Annotated in this window: 10 protein-coding genes; all 10 read right to left on the bottom strand. The window is 51.9% G+C overall.

The window, feature by feature from the left end; genetic code table 11:
• Positions 1 to 77 precede the first annotated feature (77 nt).
• Positions 78 to 1,427: an ankyrin repeat domain-containing protein gene (locus KBW69_RS21455; RefSeq protein WP_257282223.1), complete on the bottom strand. Its 1,350-nt coding sequence runs from the start codon at positions 1,425 to 1,427 to the stop codon at positions 78 to 80.
• A 214-nt stretch (positions 1,428 to 1,641) separates the two neighbouring features.
• Positions 1,642 to 2,583, bottom strand: coding sequence for an ankyrin repeat domain-containing protein (locus KBW69_RS21450; protein ID WP_257282222.1), 942 nt, complete (start codon positions 2,581 to 2,583; stop codon positions 1,642 to 1,644).
• Positions 2,584 to 2,757: 174 nt separating this feature from the next.
• Positions 2,758 to 4,875 (bottom strand): ankyrin repeat domain-containing protein, encoded by a 2,118-nt coding sequence (locus KBW69_RS21445; RefSeq protein WP_257282221.1) that lies wholly within the window; start codon positions 4,873 to 4,875, stop codon positions 2,758 to 2,760.
• A 145-nt stretch (positions 4,876 to 5,020) separates the two neighbouring features.
• On the bottom strand, positions 5,021 to 6,685 hold the full coding sequence (locus tag KBW69_RS21440) for an F-box/WD repeat-containing protein (protein ID WP_257282220.1): 1,665 nt from the start codon (positions 6,683 to 6,685) through the stop codon (positions 5,021 to 5,023).
• A 381-nt stretch (positions 6,686 to 7,066) separates the two neighbouring features.
• A complete protein-coding gene (locus KBW69_RS21435) occupies positions 7,067 to 9,691 on the bottom strand; it encodes an ankyrin repeat domain-containing protein (RefSeq protein WP_257282219.1) in 2,625 nt (874 codons plus the stop codon).
• A gap of 219 nt (positions 9,692 to 9,910) precedes the next feature.
• Entirely contained in the window at positions 9,911 to 12,634 is a 2,724-nt protein-coding gene (locus KBW69_RS21430) for an ankyrin repeat domain-containing protein (protein WP_257282218.1), read from the bottom strand.
• A 234-nt stretch (positions 12,635 to 12,868) separates the two neighbouring features.
• Positions 12,869 to 15,223 (bottom strand): ankyrin repeat domain-containing protein, encoded by a 2,355-nt coding sequence (locus tag KBW69_RS21425; RefSeq protein WP_257282217.1) that lies wholly within the window; start codon positions 15,221 to 15,223, stop codon positions 12,869 to 12,871.
• A 286-nt stretch (positions 15,224 to 15,509) separates the two neighbouring features.
• The gene (locus KBW69_RS21420; protein ID WP_257282216.1) at positions 15,510 to 18,818 is read right to left on the bottom strand and encodes an ankyrin repeat domain-containing protein; all 3,309 of its coding nucleotides are present in this window, start codon (positions 18,816 to 18,818) and stop codon (positions 15,510 to 15,512) included.
• Between the two features lie 217 nt (positions 18,819 to 19,035).
• Positions 19,036 to 22,347, bottom strand: coding sequence for an ankyrin repeat domain-containing protein (locus KBW69_RS21415; protein ID WP_257282215.1), 3,312 nt, complete (start codon positions 22,345 to 22,347; stop codon positions 19,036 to 19,038).
• 98 nt (positions 22,348 to 22,445) lie between these two features.
• On the bottom strand, positions 22,446 to 23,030 hold the full coding sequence (locus KBW69_RS21410) for a hypothetical protein (protein ID WP_257274909.1): 585 nt from the start codon (positions 23,028 to 23,030) through the stop codon (positions 22,446 to 22,448).
• Positions 23,031 to 23,397 lie beyond the last annotated feature (367 nt).

The following is a 23,397-nucleotide window of genomic DNA, read 5'->3' as shown; positions in this document are numbered from 1 at the left end:
ATCGCCTTAACATCTGAAAGCTGTATTTACCGGAAAAGATAACGTCTTTCCTTTGTTCCCTGTCTTGCCTCTGTTAACTACCTTGCTCCGGCCTCGGTCAGGGCTTTCACGCAGTCAGTATTGCCCTCTTGGGCTGCCATGAACAGTGCGGTGGCGCCACTCTTGGCCCGGGCGTTGAGATCCGCCTTGGCTTCAATCAGGAGTTTCACGCAGTCGGTATTGCCTTTCGCAGCAGCAATGAGCAGCGGGGTGTCATCATTCTTGGTACAGGCGTCAAGATCTGCCTTGGCTTCGATCAGGAGTTTCACGCAGTCGCTGTCATTTTGTTGGGCAGCAAAGAACAGCGAAGTGGTGCCATCCAACAAGGCAGCGTCGGGATCGGCCCCGGCGTTAACCAGGACTTTCACGCAGTCGATGTTATTTTTTTGAACAGCGATGAACAGTGCGGTGGCGCCATTGTTATTTTGGGCGTTGAGATCCGACTTGGCTTCGATCAGGAGTTTCACGATGCCAGTATGGCCCTTCTGAGCAGCGATGAACAGCGAGGTGGAACCTCTCTCAGTCCGGGCGTTGAGATTCGCCCCGGCATTGATCAGACACTCGGCGATGTCCTTGTGCCCCTGGATGGATGCCAATAGCAAGGCAGTGAAACCATTATTCATAACGACATTGACATTGATTCCCTCTGCCAGTGACTTCTCCACCTGATCCAAGTCCCCCTCAAAACAGGCAAGATAAAACGTCCAATCGGGGAAAAACTTATCCGGGTGAGATTCACTGGTGTTCTCATTCACCATAGGCATCGGGTCTTGCCGACAAATTGCACACCGGCGAGAGCCGATGGGCTGATCAACAAAACACCTGGAAATACAGTCCAGATCGAAGTGGTGGCCGCAACAATGTGCTTTGACGACCACAAGCGCTTCATCACGGTCATGGAAGTGAACCAGACAAATAGGACAGGGATCAGGCTCTGGCGTTACGTCAGTGTCCATGGGGATATCGGGGCGAGCAATGCTATCTGTGAGACGTAGATCCGTGTTAGTCACATGACCTGCGCACTCCGGGCAATGTCCATTGTCCATATGTGGACATGAGCTTTGTTCAGGCATTGCGTCCTTGTGGTCTGTCGAATTTTCTGCGGAATTGATTGGCCCTTCAGTGGGCCCGTTGCCAGTGGACGATGGTCGGAATTGACAAACGCCGTGACAGGGAAAGACGAAACAATCTAAACCCAAAGTATGCCGATGTTGCTGTGAGCCTCCTTTACCACCGGCAGAGTCAGAATAAAGGTAGCTGTTGAAAGAGCCTGTAGGGCGGGCGGTGGCTTCCTGAGCTTGCAAACGCCTTGTCAGCGGTTGAGCCTGACTGACGACAGACAATGTCATGAGTAAAAGTGGTGCTGCAAAGAATGGGTGCTTAATCATTCTACCCTTGCATTCTGGTGTGAAGAGAGGAAGGATAGATCAAGAAAATAACTCAAGTTACCCAGTTAATAGTCCTCAACTGCCCCAGAGAAGCTTTCAGCCCTGTCAGGATCTCGACTTTTCACCGTCTCTTGTCGATCAACTTAACACCTGAAAGCCGTGTTTTCCGGATAAGATAACGCCTCTCTTTTGTTTCCTTAACTGTCTCTGTTCCCTACCTTGCCCCGGCGAAGGTCAGCATTCCCTCGCAGTCGGTATAGCCCAACTCGGTTGCGATGGAGAGTGTGGTGGTTCCATCCGACAAGGCGGCATTGAGATCCGCCTTGGCTTCGATCAGGAGTTTCACGATGTCGGTGTTATTTTCTTGGGCAGCGATATGCAGCGAGGTGGTGCCATCTATAGTCCGGTGGGCATTGAGATCCGCCTCGGCTTCGATCAGTAGTTTCACGATGTCGGTATGGCCCTTCTGGACAGCGATATGCAGCGAGGTGGCGCCATCCATAGTCCGGGGGGCGTTGAGGTCGGCCCCGGCCTCAATCAGGAGTTTCACGATGCCGGTATGGCCCTTCTGGGCAGCGCTGAACAGAGGGATAGGGCAATCCCCGGGCCTGGGGGCGTCGGGATCCGCCCCGGCTTCAATCAGGAGTTTCACGATGTTGGCATGGCCCTTATGGGCAGCGATTGACAGTGCGGTGTGACCACTCCAACTGACGGCGTTGGCATTCGCTCCGGCGCTGACCAGGCGTTCGACGACGTCCCTGTGCCCGTTAAAGGTTGCCAACATCAAGGCAGTTAAATCATTATCCACATTGGCATTGACGTTGACTCCCTCTGCCAGTGACTTCACCAACTGATCCAGATCCCCTTCGAGACAGGCAAGATAAAACGCCTCATCGGGGAAAAATGTATCCGGGTGAGACTCACCGGTGTTCTTATTCAGGACAGGCATCGGATCTTGCCGACACATTGCACAACGGCGAGAGCCGACGGGCTGATGAAAAAAACACTTCGAAATACAGTCCAGATCGAAGCGGTGGCGACAACATTGGGTTTTGACGACCACAGGCGCTTTCCTTTGCTCATGGAAGTAAGTCAAACAAATAGGACATTGATCGGCCTTCAGTGTCCATGAGAAGAGAGCAGCGAGCAATGCCATCCATAAGGTGAACATCTGTGTCAGTCAATCAGTTAGCACGAGTCAGATACGAAAAATGTAGGGTAGTTCATCTATTGTATGTCTATCAAAGTTTGCTGTGGCTAAATCATCACGCATTTCAAAAACTCATAAGATGGGAGCGCATGAAAGCCGTGTATACTTGCCTCTGTCCCCCTACCTTGCCCCTGCCTCGGTCAGGGCTTTCACGCAGTCGGTTCTGTCCATCTCCGACGCGATGGAGAGAGGAGTAGTGCCATTCGACAAGGCGGCGTTGGGATCAGCCCCGGCATTGATCAGAACTTTCACGCAGTCGGTATTGCCTTTCGCGGCAGCGACGAACAGTGGGGTGAAGCCATTCTTAATCTGGGCGTTGAGATCCGCCCCGAAGTTGATCAGGACATCTACGCAGTGGGTATTGCCCTTCCAGGCTGCGATGAACAGTGGGGTGACGCCATTCGACAAGGCAGCATTGAGTTCCGCTTTGGCTTCGATCAGGATTTTCACGCAGTCGGTGTTGCCCATTTCGGCAGCGATCAGGAGCGGGGTGGCGCCATCCTGATTCCGGGCGTTGAGATCCGCCCCGGCTCCGATCAGAGCTTTCACGCAGTCAGTGTTGCCCGTCTCGGCTGCGATGTAAAGTGGGGTGGCGCCATCCGAAGTCCGGGAAGTGTTGAGATCCGCCCCGGCTTTGATCAAGACTTGTACACAGCCGGTATTGCCTTTCGCTGCAGCGACGAACAACGGGGTGGCACCATCCGAAAAGGCGATATTGAGATCCGCCTCGGCTTCGATCAGGATTTTCAGGCACTCGGTGTTATTTTCTTTTGCAGCCATGAACAGTGGAGTAGCACCATCCTGAGTCTGGGCGTTGAGATCCGCCCCGGCTTCGACCAGGGCTTTTACGCAGTCGGTATTGCCTTTCGCAGCAGCGATGAACAGCGGGGTGGCGCCACCTTCAGTCCTGGCGTTGAGGTCCACCCGCGCTTCGATCAGAGCTTTCACGCAGTCGCTGTTATTTTGTTGGGCTGCGATGAACAGCGGGGTGGCGCCATCCGAGGTCCGGACAGCGTTGACGTCTGCCCCGGCGTTGATCAGGACTTTCACGCAGTCAGTGTTGCCCTTCCCGGCAGCGATGAACAGCGCGGTGTTGTCATCCTCAGTCCGGGCTGCGAGATCCGCTCCGGCTTCGATCAGGGCTTTCACAATGTCGGTATGGCCCATCTGAGCTGCTATATACACTGAGGTGACACCGTTCGAACAGGCGGCGTTGATATTCGCCCCGGCGTTGATCAGACGTCCGACGACGTCCTTGTGCCCATTGCCAGATGCCAACATCAGGGCAGTGAAATCATCACTCAAAACGGCATTGACATTGACTCCCTCTGCCAGTGACTTCTCCACATGATCCAACCCCCCCTCAAAACAGGCACGATAAAACGCCCGATCGGGGAAAAATGTATCCGGATGAGATTCACCGGTGTGCTCATTCACCATAGGCATCGGGTCTTGCCGACACATTACACACCAGCGAGAGCCGAAGGGCTGTTGAACAAAACACTTCGAAATACAGTCCAGATCGAAGTGCTTGCCACAACATTGGCTTTTGACGATCACAAGTGCTTCATCACGGCCATGGAAGTGAACCAGACAAATAGGACAGGGGTCGGACTCCAATGCTACGTCAGTGTCCATGGGGACAGCGTGGCGAGCAATGCCATCGATGAGTAGTACATCTGTGTCAGTCATATGACCTGCGCGCTCCGGGCAGTGTCCACTGTCCAAATGTGGGTATGAGCTTTGTTCGGGTGTTGCGTCTGTCTGGCCTGTCGAATTTTCTGCGGAATCCATCGGCCATTCAGCAGACCCACTGCTACCGGATGGTGGTCGGAATTGACAAATGCCATGACAGGGAAAGACGAAACAATCTAAACCCAAAGTGTGCAGATATTGCTGTGAGCCTCCGTTACCATCGGCAGATTCAGAATAAAGGAAGCTGTTGAAAGAGCCTGCGGGGCAGGCGGTGGCCCCCCGAGCATGCTGCCCCGCTGACTCTGATGGCGGGTATTGTTGCTGGTCATTTCCAGAGGCAGGCATCATAATGATGGCCGCAAGCGGGTCATCCTGACACGGCTCTTTTTGTTTCATCGGATTAAACGACGCTTTAATCTCAATCTCGACAACAAACTCGACAACAAACTCGACAACAAAACCTCTTGTCAACGGTTGAGCCTGACAGAAGACGGACAATGTCATGAGTAACAGTGGTGCTGCAAAGAGTGAGTGTTTAATCATTCTATCCTTGCATTCTGGTGTGAAGAGGGGAAGGATAGATCAGGAAATAACGCTAGTTGTTACAAACTGCCCCAGAGAGGCTTTCAGCCCCGCCAGGACGTCGACTTTCACCGGTTCTCAGCAAAAAAGTACGCCCATTCGATCATCAATACTTCTTCCGAAGTTCAGTGATCCTCACCGTGTTATCTTTACAGACGGTCATCACATTTCGGCTATCGGGGCTGAAACTGGCTGCGGCTAATCCTTCCTCTTTTTGAATGAAGGCTTTTCGCAGCCATGACCCGTTGGTCTCCAGACCATAAATTTTCACTACACCGTCGACACTGGCGGTCAGCACATGACAAGCATCCGCACTGAAGGTGGCTGAGGCGACTTGATCCTGATGGACAATGCGGGCTTTTAGTGCCCATGATCCACCGGTCTGCAGGCTGATGATTTTCGCTGTGTCATCACTGGTGGTTACCACATGCTGGCAATCGGCACTGAAGTTTGCTGAGGTGACTTCCCTATAGTGTTTGATGCAGGCTTTTTCTTCCCATGATCCAGCATTCTGGCTATGGATTTTCGCCATTTTATCATCACTGGCGGTCACCACATGGCGGCAGTCGGCGCTGAAGTTGACTGATTGGATCAACCCATTATGTTCAATCGTGTCCATTTCTTTCCACGATCCATCAGCCTGCAGGTCATAGATTATTGCTGCGTCATTACTATGAGTGCTAGTGCTGAGGATCAGATGGCAGCTATTGGGGCTGAAGTTGGCCAGGAAGACAGGGTCTTCTAGTTTAATAGTGGATGTGACTACCCATAATCCCGAGTCCAACTGGCCATGAATTTCTATAACGCAATCCCTTGAAGCAAAAATTATCATGTGACGGCCATCAGGGCTGAGCGTGGCCGAAGTGATCAGATTTCTATGAAAAGTGTCCTCTACTTCCCATGAGTCATTGTTCCTTCGACCAATGATTTTCACCGTATTATGTGAACTGTGGGTCACCACACGGCGGCTATCAGCACTGAAAGTCGCTGAATTGATGTAATTCTTATGGGAAATGCAGGCCTTTTCTTCCCAAGATCCATGATCCTCCAGACCATGAATTTTTGCTGTGCCATCGTCACAGGCGGTGACCAGATAACGACCATCAGAGCTGAAGCTGGCTGAAGAGACCAAACGATTATGGGTAATGGTGTCTTTTACTTCCCATGATCCATTGGCCTCCCGGCAGTAGATTTTTGCTGTGTGATCACTACTGGCGGTTGCCAGGTGCTGCCCATCGGAGCTGAAAGTGGCTTCACGGACTTTACCACCATGGGTAATTTTGAGTGTTTCTACTAACTCAAATTTTCTGCATAAAGACATCAGTTGACTGTTGGTGAAAAGTAACTGAAGAGGAAAATAAATATTCTTTCGTTGTTCAATGAGTGTCTCGACAGTGCCCTTATTAGCAAACGGCTCCAACCAATTACGGAGTTGTTGCTCATCTTTTGTTTTAAGGGTGGCCTTTAGTTGGTCCAGGTATGGTGAAGGAAACCGGCGATTCCATGCTCTTCCCAAAGCGTTATTGTCTTTAACAAGATCGCGAAAATATCGGCATACCTTTGCTAAACGGGTAACCTCTCGTAAACCCAAATAGCGAACAATCTCTAACTGTGTTAATTCGGGCAAATACAAGAATGGAGCGTTATTGTTGTAATAAGGAGTAACGTCCCTACCTGCACTGACGCCCGATAGTGCTTCCTCCAGCGGTTGTTGCACAGGTGTTGACAAGAGTGGTTCTTGTGTCCCGGAATTGCTGTTGATAGTGTTCATCTCTGATTGATCCGTAGCTTCAAAGTCAGTATTTATTCTCGCCTGGAAAGGACGTTTAAAATGGATTCGATCTGTTGGAGTCGGTTTTATAATGAAAGTTCAAAAAATATTGAAATCAGTGGAACCCAGTTGAAGAAGAGCACTGATCCGGGAAAATAACAGAATCTCGGCACCGTGCCCCATAGTTCGGGCAATACGGGACAGGTTGACTGAACCCATCCGGATGAGGCCAAAAATAACCAGCGCAACAAGGTCAATACGGGATTGATGTCATCCAAGAGTCCGACTTTCCGCCGTTTCCTGAAGAGCCTTAACACCTGAAAGCCGCGTTTTCCGGATAAGATAACGCCTTTCTTTGGTTTCCTTGCTTGTCTTTATTCCCTACCTTGCCCAAGCGCAGATCAGGAGTCTCTCGCAGTCGGTATTGCCCATCTTGGTTGCGATGGAGAGCGGGGTGGTGCCACCTGACAAGGCGGCGTTGATATCCGCCTTGGCTTCGATCAGGAGTTTCACGATCTCGGTGTTATTTTCTTGAGTAGCGATATGCAGCGCGGTGGCGCCATCCGTAGTCCGGGGGGCGTTAAGATCCGCCCTCGCCTCAATCAGGATTTTCACGCTGTCGATGTTATTTTCCTGGGCAGCGATGAACAGCGGGGTGGTGCCATCCAACAAGGCAGCGTTGAGATCTGCCCCGGCTTCGATGAGGATTTTTACGCTGTTGATGTTATTTTCCTGAGCAGCGATGAACAGCGGGGTGGTGCCATCCAACAAGGCAGCGTTGAGATCCGCCCCGGCTTCGATCAGGATTTTCACGCTGTTGGTGTTATTTTCCTGGGTAGCGATGAACAGCGGGGTGGTGCCATCAAACAAGGTGGCGTTGAGATCCGCCCCGGCGTCGATCAGGACTTTCACGCAGTCAGTATTGCCTCTCGCAGCGGCGATGAACAGCGAGGTGGCGCCATCCGGCAGGGCGGCGTTGAGATCTGCCCCGGCTTTGATCAGGACTTTCACACAGTTGGTATTGCCTTTCGCAGCGGCGATGAACAGCGGGGTGGCGCCATCCTCAGTCCGGGCGTTGAGATCCTCCCCGGTTTCGATCAGGCTTTTCAAGCTGTCGGTGTTATTTTTTTGGGCAGCGAGGTGCAACGAGGTGGCACCATCCGAAATCCGGGCGACGTTGAGATCTGCTTTGGCTTCAATCGGGACTTCCGGGCAGTCAGTGTCATTTTCCAGAGCAGCCATGAACAATGCGGTGGCACCAATCGAACAGGGGGCGTTGAGATTCGCCTTGGCTTCGATCAGGACATTAACGCAGTCGATGTTATTTTCCTGGGCAGCAATGGACAGCGGGGTGGCGTCATCCGAAGGCCGGACGGCGTTGATATTCGCCTTGGCTTCGATCAGGGCTTTCAGGCTGTCAGTATTATTTTCCTGGGCAGCGATGAACAGCGGGGTGATGCCATCCGAGGTCCGTGCGGCGTCGACGTCTGCTCCGGCGTTGATCAGGGCTTTCACGCAGCCGGTATTGCCTTTCGCAGCAGCGATGAAAAGGGCAGTGGTGCCATCCTCAGTCCGGGCGTTGAGATCCGCCTTGGCTTCGATCAGGATTTTTACGCAGTCAGTGTTATTTTCCTGGGCTGCCATGAACAGTGCAGTCGCCCCATTCTTGTTCCGGGCGTTGAGATTCGCCCCGGCGTTGATCAGGCGCTCGACAATGTCTTTGTGCCCCAAAGAGGATGCCAGCATCAAGGCAGTGAAATCATCCATAACCCCATTGACATTGACTCCTTCTGCCAGTGACTTATCCAATTGATCCAAATCCCCCCAAAAACACGCAAGATAAAACGCTTGATCGGGGAAAAATGTATCAGGGTGAGACTCGCCGGTGTTCTCATTCAGCATAGGCATCGGGTCTTGCCGACACATTGAACACCGGCGAGAGCCGATGGGCTGGTCAACAAACCACCTCGAAATACAGTCCAGGTCGAAGCGGTGGCCACAACATCGGCTTTTGACGATCACAAGTGCTTCATCACGATCATGAAAATGATCCAGACAAATAGGACAGGGATCGGACTCCAGCGTTATGTCAGTATCCATGGGGGCAGAGGGGCGAGCAATGCCATCCATGAGTAGTGTATCTGTCTTATTCACACGACCTGCGCACTCCATACAGTGTCCGTTGTCCAAATGTGGGCATGAGCTTTGTTCAGGCGTTGCGCCTGTGTGGACTGTCAAATTTTCTGTGGGGTTCATCGGCCATTCAGCGGGCTCACTGCTATCGGATAATGGTCGGAATTGACAAACGCCATGACAGGGAAAGACGAAACAATCTAAACCCAAAGTATGCTGATGTTGCTGTGAGCCTCCACTACCACCGGCGGAGTCAGAATAAAGGAAGCTGTTGAAAGAGCCTGTTGGTTCGATGCTAGCTGCCCGGGCTTGCTGCCCCGATGACTCTGATGGTGGGCATTGTTGCCGGGCATTTCCAGAGCCGGGCATCGTAATGATCGCTGCCAGTGGTTGATTCTGACACAGCTCTTTTTGTGTTACCGGGTTAAACGACGGTGATTTAGTATTCCAATAACTTTTTAAAAGCCAACCGACAGCGACAACCACTTCCGGAGGTAGCCATGAATAAGAGGTGGAGCTGAGAGGGGTATTTTTGGTGGTCAGGATCAGTTGGTAACCGACCAGCAGATGAGTGGCGTAAAGCCATTGCCATGAAATTGATTCAATGAGGGTCTTTTTTAGCTCGCAACCGTTTAATCTGACTTGTTTCTCATCAGACGGTAAACCTGATCCTGCATAGCCTTCTGTGTCGGCAATGTCTGAGAAGGTACCCGGCAATGTATGCAGGTCAGGTGTTATAGAAACGTTATGATTTGGGGAACCTGTTTTCTGTTCAAGCCCGACAACAAAACGTTTTGTCAATGCCTGAGCCTGACAGACGACGGACAATGTTATTAGCAGCAGTGGTGCTGCAAAGAGCGAGTGTTTAATCATTCTATCCCTGCATTCTGGTGTACAGAGGGGAAGGATAGATCAAGAAAATAACTCAAGTTACGCCGTTAACCGTTCTCTCTCAACTGCATCAGGGAAGTTTTCAGCCCTGACAGGATCTCAACTTTTCATCGTTTCCTGAAGATCGCCTTAACACTTGAAAGCCGTGTTTTTCTGGATAAGATAACGCCTTTCTTTTGTTTCCTGACTTGCCTCTGATATTTACTCTGCCCCTGCCTCGATCAGGGCTTCCACGCAGTCGTTATTGCCCTTGAGGGCTGCGATGAACAGCGGGGTGGCGCCATCCGGGTTCCGGGAGGTGTTGAGATCCGCGCCGACGTTGATCAGGAGTTTCACGATGTCGGTATGGCCCTTCCGGGCCGCGATGAAAAGCGGGGTGGTGCCATCCGGGGTCCGGGAGGTGTTGAGATCCGCTCCGGCGTTGATCAGGAGTTTCACGATGTCGGTATGGCCATTATATGCTGCAACGAGCAGCGGGGTGGCGCCACTCGAAGTCCGGGCGTTGAGATCCGCTCCGGCGTTGATCAGGAGTTTCACGATGTCGGCATAGTCCTTCTGGGCAGCGATGAAGAGCGGGCTGGCACCATCCAAAGTCCTGAATGCATTGACGTTCGCCCCGGCGTTGATCAGGGCTTTTACGCAGTCGGTATTGCCCCTCTCAGCTGCGATGAATAGCGAGTTGATGCCATTCTCATCGCAGGCGTTGAGATCTGCCCTGGCTTCGATCAGGAGTTTCACGATGTCGGTATGGCCATTATATGCTGCAACGAGCAGCGGGGTGGCGCCACTCGTAGTCCGGGCATTGAGATCTGCCTTGGCTTCGATCAGGAGTTTCAGGATGTCGGTATAGCCCTTCTGGGCAGCGATGAAGAGCGGGCTGGCATCACCCAAAGTCCTGACGGCGTTGACGTTTGCCCCGGCGTTGATCAGGGCTTTTACGCAGTCGGTATTGCCATTCTCAGCTGCGATGAACAGCGGAGTGACGCCATTCTCACTGCAGGCGTTGAGATCTGCCCTGGCTTCGATCAGGAGTTCAAGGATGTTGGTATAACCGTTCTGGGCTGTGATATACAGTGAGGTAACGCCAACCGTAGTCCGGGCGTTGAGATCTGCCCCGGCTTCGATCAGGGCTTTCACAATGTCGGTATGGCCGTTCTGGGCAGCGATGTACAGTGAGTTGACACCACGCGTAGTCCGGGCGTTGAGATCTGCCTTGGCTTTGATCAGGAGTCTCACGATGAGTGTATAGCCCTTCTGGGTTGCGATGAACAGCGGGGTGGCGTCATCCTTAGTCCGGGCGTTGAGATCTGCCTTGGCTTCGATCAGGATTTTCACGATGACAGTACGACCCCTCTGGGCTGCGATGAACAGCGCGGTGGCACCATCCTTAATTCGGGCGTTGAGATCCGCTTTGGCTTCAATCAGGAGTTTCACGATGTCGGTATGACCCTTCTTGGCAGCGATCAACAGCGGGGTGGCACCATCCATAGTCCGGGCGTTGAGATCCGCCTTGGCTTCGATCAGGATTTTTACGCAGTCAGTGTTATTTTCCTGGGCCGCCATGAACAGTGCAGTGGCTCCATTCTTGTTCCGGGCGTTGAGATTCGCCCCGGCGTTGATCAGGCGCTCGACAATGTCTTTGTGCCCCAGAATGGATGCCAGCATCAAGGCAGTGAAATCATCCAAAGCCGCATTGACATTGACTCCTTCTGCCAATGACTTCTCCAATTGATCCAAATCCCCCCTAAAACAGCCACGATAAAACGCTTGATCGGGAAAAAATGTATCAGAGTGAGACTCGCCGGTGTTCTCATTCAGCATAGGCATCGGGTCTTGCCGACACATTGCGCAACGGCGAGAGCCGATGGACTGGTCAACAAAACACCTCGAAATACAGTCCAGGTCGAAGCGGTGGCGACAACATTGGCTTTTCACGATCACAAGCGTTTCATCACGATCATGAAAGTGAACCAGACAAATAGGACAGGGATCGGACTCCAATGCTGTGTCAGTGTCCATGGGGACAGCGGGGTGAGCAATGCCATTCATGGGTAAAACATCCGTGTCAGTCACATGACCCGGGCACTCTGAGCAGTGTCCATTGTTTAAATGTGGGCATGAGTTTTGTTCAGGCGTTGCGTCTGTGTGGCCTGTCAAATTTTCTGTGGGGTTCATCGGCCATTCAGCGGGTTCACTGCTATCGGATAATGGTCGGAATTGACAAACGCCATGACAGGGAAAGACGAAACAATCTAAACCCAAAGTATGCTGATGTTGCTGTGAGCCTCCGCTACCATCGGCAGAGTCAGAATAAAGGAAGCTGTTGAAAGAGCCTGTTGGTTCGACGTTAGCTGCCCGGGCCTGCTGCCCCGATGAGTCTGATGGTGAGCATTGTTGCCGGGTATTTCCAGAGCCGGGCATCGTAATGATGGCCGCCAGCGGATGAAACTGATGCAGCTCTTTTTGTATTATTATGTTAAACGACTGTGGTTCAGTATTGCAATAGCTTTTTAAAAGCCAACCGACAGCGACAACCACTTCTGGAGGTAGCCATGAATAAAAGGTGGAGCTGAGTGGGGTATTTTTGGTGGTCAGGATCAGTTGGTAACCGACCAGCAGATGAGTGGTGTAAAGCCATTGCCATGAAATTGATTCAATGAGGGTCTTTTTTAGCTCGCAACCGTTTAATCTGACTTGTTTCTCATCAGACGGTAAACCTGATCCTGCACAGCCTTCTGTGTCGGCAATGTCTGAGAAGGTACCCGGCAATGTATGCAGGTCAGGTGTTATAGAAAAGTTCTGGTTTGGAGCACCCGCTTTCTGCTCAAGCTCGACAACAAAACATTTTGTCAATGCCTGAGCCTGATAGACGACGGACAATGTCATTAGCAATAGTGGTGCTGCAAAGAGCGAGTGTTTAATCATTCTATCCCTGCATTCTGGTGTACAGAGAGGGAGGATAGATCAAGGAAAGAACGCAAGTTACGCAGTTAGCTATTCTCTGAACTGCCCCAGAGAAGCTTTCAGTCATGCCATGTAGATTTTGGTTCAGAGCTGAAAGTGATTCAGCTTCACTTTCTCTATGACTATAAAGTTTGCTGTGACTAAATCATCACCCATTTCAAAAACTCAGAAGATAGGTACACCCGAAAGCCGTGTTTACTGGATTAAATAATGCCTTTCTTTTGTTCCATGCCTTGCCCCGGCCCTGGTCAGGGCTTTCACACAGTCGTTATTGCTCATCAAGATTGCGACGGACAGCGGGGTGGCGCCATTCGACATGGCAGCGTTGAGATCAGCCCCGGCGTTGATCAGGACTTTCACGCAGTCGATGTTATTTTCCTGGGCAGCGATGAACAGCGGGGTGGCGCCATCCGAAGTCCGGGCGTTGAGATCTGCCTTGGCTCCGATCAGGATTTTCACGCAGTCGGCGTTATTTTCCTGGGCAGCGATGAACAGGGCAGTGGCGCCATCCTCAGTCCGGGCGTTGAGATCAGCTCTGGCTTCGGTCAGGATTTTTAGGCAGTCGATGTTATTTTTTTGGGCAGCGATGAACAGCGGGGTGGCGCCACCGTCAGTCTGGGCGTTGAGATCAGCCCGTGCTTCGATCAGGGCTTTCAAGCAGTCAGTGTTGCCCATCTCAGCAGCTATGTAGAGCGGGGTGGCACCATTCGGCAAGGCAGCGTTGAGATCAGCCCCGCCGTTGATCAGGACTTTCACGCAGTCGATGTTATTTTCCTGGGCAGCGAAGAACAGCGGGGTGGGGCCATCCAGCATGGCGGCGTTTAGATCCGCCCCGGCTTCGATCAGGATTTTCAAGCTGTTGGTGTTATCTTCCTGGGCAGCGATCAACAGCGGGGTGGCGCCATCCTTGGTTCGGGGGGCGTTGAGATCCGCCCCGGCCTCGATCAGAGCTTTCACGCAGTCGACGTTATTTTGTTGGGCAGCAATGAACAGCGGGGTGGCGCCATGCATATTACAGGCGTTGAGATCAACCTTGGCTTTGATCAGGGCTTTCAAGCTGCCGGTATTGCCGTCCGCAGCGGCCATGAACAGCGCGGTGACGCCATCCTCAGTCCGGGCGTTAAGATCCGCCCCGGCTTCGATCAGGAGTTTCAGGCAGTCGGTGTTATTTTCCTGGGTAGCGATGAACAGCGCGGTGGCACCATCCTCAGAACGGGCGTTGAGATCGCCCCCGGCGTTGATCAGGCGTTCGACGATGTCCTTGTGCCCCTGACCTGATGCCAACATCAACGCAGTGAGATCATTATCCATAACGGCATTGACATTGACTCCCTCAGCCAATGACTTCTCCACTTGATCCAAATCCCCCTCAAAACAGGCTTCATAAAACGCCTGATCGGGGAAAAATGTATCCGGGTGAGATTCACCGGTGTTCACATTCACCATAGGCATCGGGTCCTGCCGGCACATTGCACAACGGCGAGAGCCGATAGGCTGGTCAACAAAACACTTCGAAATACAGTCCAGATCGAAGTGGTGGCCACAACATTGGGTTTTGACGACCACAGGCGCTGAATCACGACCATGGAAGTGAAACAGACAAATAGGACAGGGATCGGACTCCAATGCTGTGTCAGTGTCCATGGGGACAGCGGGGTGAGCAATGCCATTCATGGGTAAAACATCCGTGTCAGTCACATGACCCGTGCACTCTGAGCAGTGTCCATTGTTTGAATGTGGGCATGAGCTTTGTTCAGGCGTTGCGTCTGTGTGGCCTGTCAAGTTTTCTGTGGGGTTCATCGGCCATTCAGCGGGTTCACTGCTATCGGATAATGGTCGGAATTGACAAACGCCATAACAGGGAAAGACGAAACAATCTAAACCCAAAGTATGCCGATGTTGCTGTGAACCTCCGTTACCACCGGCAGAGTCAGAATAAAGGAAGTTGTTAAAAGAGCTTACAGGGCGGGCGGTGGCTTCCTGAGCCTGCTGCCCCGATGACTCTGATGGCGGGCGTTGTTGCTGATCATTTCCAGAGCCAGGCATCATAATGATGGCCGCCAACGGATGATTCTGACACGGCTCTTTTTGTTCTATCGTATTAAACGACGCTGATTTAGTATCCCAATAACTCTTTAAAAGCCAAACGACAGTGACAACCACTTCTACAGGTAGCCATGAGTAAGAGGTGGAGCTGAGAGGAGTATTTTTGCTGGTCAGGATCAGTTCGTAACCCATCAGCAGATAATTGGTGTCAAGCCATGGCCACGAAATGGATTCAATAATGGTCGTTTTTAGCTCGCAACCGATTAATCTGCCTTGTTTCTCATCAGGCGGTAAATCTGATCCTGCACAGCCTTTTGTGTGAGCAATGTCTGACAAGGTGTACGATAGTGTGTGTTGGTCAGGTGTTATAGAAACGTTCTGGTTTGGAGAACCTGTTTTCTGTTCAAGCTCGACAACAAAACGTCTTTTCAACGGTTGAGCCTGACAGATGACAGACAATGTCATGAGTAACAGCGGTGCTGCAAAGAGTGAGTGTTTAATCATTCTACCCTTGAACTCTGGTGTACAGAGAGGAAGGATAGATCAGGAAAATAACTCAAGTTACGCGGTTAACCGTTCTCTCAATTGCCCCGGAGAAACATTCAGGCCTGCCCCATAAACTGTGGTGCTGAGGTGAAAGTGATCCAACTTCACTTTCTCTATGACTACAAAGTCTGCAGTGACTAAATAATCACCCATTTCAAACACTCAGAAGATGGGAACACCTGAGAGGCGTGTTTTTCGGATAAGATAACGCCTTTCTTTTGTTCCCTGTCTTTGCCTCTGTTACCTACCTTGCCCCGGCCTCGGTCAGGGCTTTTACGCAGTCGGTATTGCCCATCTCGGTTGCGATGGACATTGGAGTTGCGCCACCCCACGCCGCGGCGTTGAGATCCGCACCGGCATTGATCAGGACTTTCACGCAGCCGGTATTGCCTTTTGAAGCAGCAACGAACAGCGGGGTTATGCCATTGTTTTTCTGGGCGTTGAGATCCGCTCCGGCTTCGATCAGGATTTTTACACAGTCGGTATGGCCATTCTGGGCAGCGATGAACAGCGGGGTGGCACCCTTGTTAGTCTGGGTGTTGAGATCCGCTTTGGCCTCAATCAGGAGTTTCAGGATGTCGGTATGGCCATTCTGGGCAGCGATGAACAGCGGGGTGGTGCCATTGTTATTCCGGGCGTTGAGATCTGCTCCGGCTTCGATCAGGAGTTTCACGATGTCGGTATGGCCATTCTGGGCAGCGATGAACAGCGGGGTGGCACCCTTGTTAGTCTGGGTGTTGAGATCCGCTTTGGCCTTGATCAGGATTTTCACGCAGTCGGTGTTATTTTGTTGGACAGCGATGAACAGTGCGGTGCCGCCATTCCTGGCCCGGGCGTTGAGATTCGCCTGAGCTTCGATCAGGAGTTTCACGATGTCGGTATGGCCATTCTGGGCAGCAACGATCAGCGGGGTGGTGCCATTGTTATTCCGGGTGTTGAGATTCGCCCGGGCTTCGATCAGGAGTTTCACGATGCCGGTATGGCCATTCTGGGCAGCGATGAACATTGGGGCGGCACCCTTGTTAGTCTGGGTGTTGAGATCCGCTTTAGCCTCGATCAGGAGTTTCACGATGTCGGTATGGCCATTCTGGGCAGCCATGAACAGCGGGGTTATGCCATCGTTATTCTGGGCGTTGAGATCCGCTCCGGCTTCGATCAGGATTTTTACACAGTTGGTATTGCCTTCCGCAGCAGCAATGAGCAGCGGGGTGGCGCCATTCGACATGGCAGTGTCGAGATCCGCCCCGGCGTCAATCAAGACTTTTACGCAGTCAGTGTTATTTTGTTCGACAGCGATGAAAATTGCGGTGCCGCCATTCCTGGCCCGGGCGTTGAGATCCGCCTGAGCTTCAATCAGGAGTTTCACGATGTCGGTATGGCCATTCTGGACAGCCATGAACAGCGGGGTTATGCCATTGTTATTCCGGGCGTTGAGATACGCTCCGGCTTCGATCAGGATTTTTACACAGTCGGTATTGCCTTCCGCAGCAGCAATGAGCAGAGGGGTGGCCCCATTCGACATGGCAGCGTCGAGATCCGCCCCGGCGTTAATCAGGACTTTCACGCAGTCGATGTTATTTTGTTGGGCAGCGATGAACAGTGCGGTGCCGCCATTCCTGGCCCGGGCGTTGAGATCCGCCTGAGCTTCGATCAGGAGTTTCACGATGTTGGTATGGCCATTCTGGGCAGCAACGATCAGCGGGGTGGTGCCATTTTTATTCCGGGCGTTGAGATCCGCCTGAGCTTCGATCAGGAGTTTCACGATGTTGGTATGGCCATTCTGGGCAGCGATGATCAGCGGGGTGGCACCCTTGTTAGTCTGGATGTTGAGATCCGCTTTGGCCTCGATCAGGAGTTTCACGATATCGGTATGGCCATTCTGGGCAGCGATGAACAGCGGGGTGGAGTCATTGTTATTCTGGGCGTTGAGATCCGCTCCGGCTTCGATCAGGAGTTTCACACAGTCGGTATTGCCTTTTGCAGCAGCGACGAACAGCGGGGTGGCGCCATTGTCAGGCCGGGCGTTGAGATCCGCCTGGGCTTCGATCAGGATTTTTACGCAGTCAGTGTTATTTTCCCGGGCAGCGATGTACAGCGCGGAGGTGCCATCTTTATTGCGGGCGTTGAAATCCGCTTTAGCTTCGATCAGGAGTTTCACGATGTCGGTATGGCCATTCTGGGCAGCGATGATCAGCGGGGTGGCGCCATCCATGGTCAGGTCATTGAGATCCGCACCGGCGTTGATCAGGCATTTGACGACGTCCTTGTGTCCCCGACTGGATGCCAACATCAAGGCAGTAAGACTATTATTCATAAAGGCATTGACATTGACTCCTTCTGCCAGTGACGTCTCCACCTGATCCAAATCCCCCTCAAAACAGGCACGATAAAACGTCTGATCGGGAAAAAATCTATCCGGGTAAGATTCACCGGTGTTTTCATTCACCATAGGCATCGGATTTTGTCGGCACATTGCACACCGGCGAGAGCCGATGGGGTGTTGAACAAAACACCTCGAAATACAGTCCAGATCGAAGCGCTTGCCACAACATTGGCTTTTGACGACCACAAACGCTTCATCACGGTCATGGAAGTGAATCATACAAATAGGACAGGGGTCGGACTCCGGCAGTACGTCAGTGTCCACAGAGATAGCGGGGCTGGAAATGCCATCCATGAGTAGTACATCTGTGTTAGTTACATGACCAGCGCACTCTGGGTAGTGTCCATTGTCCACATGTGGGCATGAGCTTTGTCCGGGCGTTGCTTCTGTTTGACCTGTCGAATTTTCTGCGAAATTCATCGGCCATTCAGCGGGCTCACTGCTATCGGATAATGGTCGGAATTGACAAACGCCATGACAGGGAAAGACGAAACAATCTAAACCCAAAGTATGCCGATGTTGCTGTGAACCTCCGTTACCACCGGCAGAGTCAGAATAAAGGAAGTTGTTAAAAGAGCTTACAGGGCGGGCGGTGGCTTCCTGAGCTTGCTGCCCCGATGACTCTGATGTCGGGTGTTGTTGCCGGGCATTTCCAGAGCCGGGCATCATAATGATGGCCGCCAGCGGATGATCATGACACGGCTCTTTTTGTTCTATCGGATTAAACGACGCTGATTTAGTATCCCAATAACTCTTTAAAAGCCAAACGACAGTGATAACCATTTCTACAGTTAGCCATGAATAAGAGGTGGAGTTGAGTGGGTTATTTTTGGTAGTCAGGATCTGTTGGTAACCCAACAGCAGATGATTGGCATAAAGCCATTGCCACGAAATGGATTTAATGATGGCCGTTTTTAGCTCGCAGCTCTTTATTCTGCATTGTTTCTCATCAGAGGGTAAATCTGATCCTGCATAGCCTTTTATGAGGGCAATGTCTGACCAGGTGTCCGACAGTGTGTGCTGGTCAGGTGTTATAGAAAAGTTCTGGCTTTGAGAACCTGTTTTATTTTCAAACTCGACAACAAAACGTCTTGTCAACGGTTGAGCCTGACAGACGACGGATATTGTCACCAGCAACAGTGGTGCTGTAAAGAGTGAGTGCTTAATCATTCTACCCTTGCATTCTGGTGTTAAAGGGGGGAAGGATAGGTCAGGAAAATAACTCAAGTTGCGCAGTTAACCGTTCTCTCAATTGCCCCAGAGAAGCTTTCAGTCCTGCCAAGACCTCGACTTTCCACCGTTTCTTGTAGATCGCATTAACACCTGAAAGCTGTGTTTACTGGAAAAGATAATGCTTTTCTTTTGTTCCCTGACTTGTCTCTGTTGCCTACCTTGCCCCGGCCTCGGACAGGGCTCTCACGCAGTCGGTATTGCCTGTCTCAGCCGCTATGGAAAGTGGGGTGGCGCCATCCGAAGTTCGTGGGGCGTCGAGATCTGCTTTGGCCTTGATCAGGAGTTTCACGATGTCGGTATGGCCTATCTGGGCAGCGATGAAGAGCGGGGTGGTGCCATAGTTAGTCTGGGCGTTGAGATCCGCTCCGGCTTCGATCAGGATTTTTACACAGTCGGTATTGCCTTCCTCAGCAGCAATGAGTAGCGGGGTGGCGCCATTCGACGTGGCAGCGTCGAGATCCGCCCCGGCGTTAATAAGGGCTTTCACGCAGTCGGTGTTATTTTGTTGGACAGCTATGAACAGTGCGGTGACACCATTATTAGCCCGGGCGTTGAGGTCCACTCTGGCCTCGATCAGGAGTTTCACGATGTCAGTATGGCCATTCTGGGCAGCAATGATCAGTGCGGTGGTGCCATTGTTATTCCGGGCGTTGAGATCAGCCCCGGCCTCGATCAGGAGTTTCACGATGTCGGTATAGCCCTTCCTGGCAGCAGTGATCAGCGGGGTGGAGCCATTCTTATTCCGGGCGTTGAGATCAGCCCCGGCCTCGATCAGGAGTTTCACGATGTCGGTATGGCCATTCTGGGCAGCGATGAACAGCGGGGTGGCGTTATTGTCAGGCCGGGCGTTGACATCCGCTTTGGCTTCGATCAGGAGTTTCACGATGTTGGCATGGCCATTCTGGGCAGCAATGATCAGTGGGGTGGTGCCATTCTTATTCAGGGCGTTGAGATCAGCCCCGGCCTCGATCAGGAGTTTCACGATGTCGGTATAGCCCTTCCCGGCAGCACTGATCAGCGGGGTGGAACCATTCTTATTCCGGGCGTTGAGATCAGCCCCGGCCTCGATCAGGAGTTTCGCGATGTCGGTATGGCCATACTGGGCAGCGATGGTCAGCGGGGTGGCGCCATTGTCAGGCCGGGCGTTGAGATCCGCCCGGGCTTCGATCAGGATTTTTACGCAATCAGTGTTGTTTTCCTGGGCAGCGATGTACAGCGCGGAGGTGCCTTTTTTATTTCGGGCGTTGAAATCCGCTTTGGCTTCGATCAGGATTTTCACGATGCCGGTATGGCCATTCTGGGCAGCAATGATCAGTGCGGTGGTGCCATTGTTATTCCCGGCGTTGAGATTAGCCCCGGCCTCGATCAGGAGTTTCACGATGTCGGTATGGCCCTTCCCGGCAGCAGTGATCAGCGGGGTGGAGCCATTCTTATTTCGGGCGTTGAGATCAGCCCCGGTCTCGATCAGGAGTTTCACGATGTCGCTATGGCCGTATTGGGCAGCGATGTACAGCGGGGAGGTGCCATCTTTATTTCGGGTGTTGAAATCTGCTTTGGCCTTGATCAGGAGTTTCACGATGCTGGTATGGCCATTCTGGGCAGCAATGATCAGTGCGGTGGTGCCATTGTTATTCCCGGCGTTGAGATTAGCCCCGGCCTCGATCAGGAGTTTCACGATGTCGGTATGGCCATTCTGGGCAGCAATGATCAGTGCGGTGGTGCCATTGTTATTCCGGGCGTTGAGATCAGCCCCGGCCTCGATCAGGAGTTTCACGATGTCGATATAGCCCTTCCCGGCAGCATTGATCAGCGGGGTGGAACCATTCTTATTCCGGGCGTTGAGATCAGCCCCGGCCTCGATCAGGAGTTTCGCGATGTCGGTATGGCCATACTGGGCAGCGATGGTCAGCGGGGTGGCGTCATTGTCAGGCCGGGCGTTGAGATCCGCCCGGGCTTCGATCAGGATTTTTACGCAGTCAGTGTTATTTTCCTGGGCAGCGATGTACAGCGCGGAGGTGCCTTCTTTATTTCGGGCGTTGAAATCCGCTTTGGCTTCGATCAGGATTTTCACGATGTCGGCATGGCCCCTCTTGGCAGCGATGATCAGCAGGGTGGCGCCATTCCTGGTCCGTTCATTGAGATCCGCACCGGCGTTGATCAGGCATTCGAAGACGTCCCTGTGCCCCCGAATGCATGTCAACATCAAGGGAGTGAGATCATTATTCATAACGGCATTGACATTGACTCCTTCTGCCAGTGACTTCTCCACCTGATCCAAATCCCCCTCAAAACAGCCACGATAAAACGCCTGATCGGGAAAAAATGTATCCGGGTGGGATTCACCGGTGTTTTCATTCACCATAGGCATCGGATTTTGCCGGCACATTAAACACCGGCGAGAGCCGATGGGGCGTCGAACAAAACACCTCGAAATACAGTCCAGATCGAAGCGCTTGCCACAACATTGGCTTTTGACGACCACAAGCTCTACATCACGGTCATGGAAGTGAATCATACAAATAGGACAGGGATCGGACTCCGGCGGTACGTCAGTGTCCACGGAGACGGCGAGGTGGGAAATGCCATCCATGAGTAGTACATCTGTGTTATTCACATGGCCTGCGTACTCCGGGCAGTGTCCATTGTCGACATGTGGGCATGAGCTTTGTCCGGGCGTTGCTGCTGTGTGGCCTGTCGAATTTGCTGCGGAATTCATCGGCCATTCAGCGGACTCACTGCTATCGGATGATGGTCGGAATTGACAAACGCCATGACAGGGAGAAACGAAACAATCTAAACCCAGAGTATGCCGATGTTGCTGTGAGCCTCCACTACCACCGGCAGAGTCAGAATAATGGAAGCTATTGAAAGAGCCAGCAGGGCGGGCGGTGGCTTCCTGAGCTTGCTGCCCCGATGACTCTGATGGCGGGTGTTGTTGCTGATTATTTTCGGTGCCAGGCATCGTAATGATGGCCGAAAACGGGTGGTCCTGACACAGCTCCTTTTGTGTCATCGGGTTAAACGACGGTGAGTCGATATTCCAATAGTTTTTTAAAAGCCAACCGACAGCGATAACCATTTCTACAGGTAGCCATGAATAAGAGGTGGAGTTGAGAGGGGTATTTTTGGTGTTCAGGACCAGTTCGTAAACTACCAGCAGATGATTGGCGTAAAGCCACTGCCACGAAATGGATTCAATGGTGGTCGTTTTTAGCTCGCAACCGTTTAGTCTGCCTTGTTTATGATCAGACGGTAAATCTGATCCTGCACAGCCTTTTGTGCGGGCAATGTCTGGCAAGGTGCACGACAGTGTGTGTTGGTCAGGTGTTATAAAAACGTTCTGGCTTGGAGCACCTGCTTTTTGTTCAAGCTCGACAACAAAACGTCTGGTCAATGGTTGAGCCTGACAGACGACGGACAATGTCATGAGTAACAGTGGTCCTGCAAAGAGTAAGTGTTTAGTCATTCTACCCTTGAATTCTGGTGTACAGAGAGGAAGGATAGATCAGGAAAATAACTCAAGTTACGCAGTTAACCGTTCTCTCAATTGCCCCAGAGAAGCTTTCAGTCCTGCCGCATAAACTGTGGTGCTGAGGTGAAAGTGATCCAACTTCCACCGGAAAAATCTGCGTTGCCAGCCAGTCTGTCTCCCGTCATTGTCAGTGTGCTATTTCGGGTTTGGCCGACTTCCAGCCCAGGGTCAGTCATCCTGTCGGGGTAAACCAGAAGGGTTAGTGGGGTAGCATGGGATTTGCCGCTCAGGAGTTGGTGGATGGCGACAGAAGCCAACTCCGGTTTGTCTGCCGTCCTGGATTTCAAGCGTACAAGCAGGCTGTTTTCAGAGGCACGTTTTGAGACATCCTGGAAGACGGATGTTTGCTCCTTTGCGGCTATTACCAGCTGATAGCAATAGTTACTCAAGTGGTTGTTGACCAATAGTGCGATACTGTTCCAATCTGCTGACACCACGGGTGCCTTAAAGCAAAGGGTGCTGTTTTGGTCATCGAAATCTTCCAGAAGCAGCAAACTCATTCGCCACTGACTCATACCCTGAGGATCTGTGCCATTATTGATTTCAATCCGAGCCCTGCGTCCATCGGGATAGTGTTGGTCAATGATGGTGGAGGAATGGCACAACTGCGCAGTCATTATAACCATTAGGAAAAGTGCAAATGCCATGAAAAAACGGTAAAAAAGTATTCAAATCTTTCCAAATAACTTGTGTTAATAACACCAACCCAACCCTCCTGTTCTGTTAGAAAAAGTCAGGACAACCTGTGCTGACTTTCTGCACTTGAAAAATAGAGGAATATTATTGACCGGTCTTGTTATTCGCAGAACAAACAGAGAATAGACAAGAATTTCTGAATCGCTACAGGGGTTACTTGCATTGCGGTAACTTTCAAGGTAGATGTCGCCTCAACTTATGCAGCTAAATCACAATGCTGCTGATTCTCTGATCGCTCAGGGTTAAGCCATACCTCTGCCGGTAATTGCCAGTTTCTGGTTTCACGGC

It is taken from the genome of Endozoicomonas sp. ISHI1 (genome assembly GCF_024606225.1).
GTDB lineage: Bacteria > Pseudomonadota > Gammaproteobacteria > Pseudomonadales > Endozoicomonadaceae > Endozoicomonas_A.
This window is presented reverse-complemented; position numbering and strand designations above follow the sequence as displayed.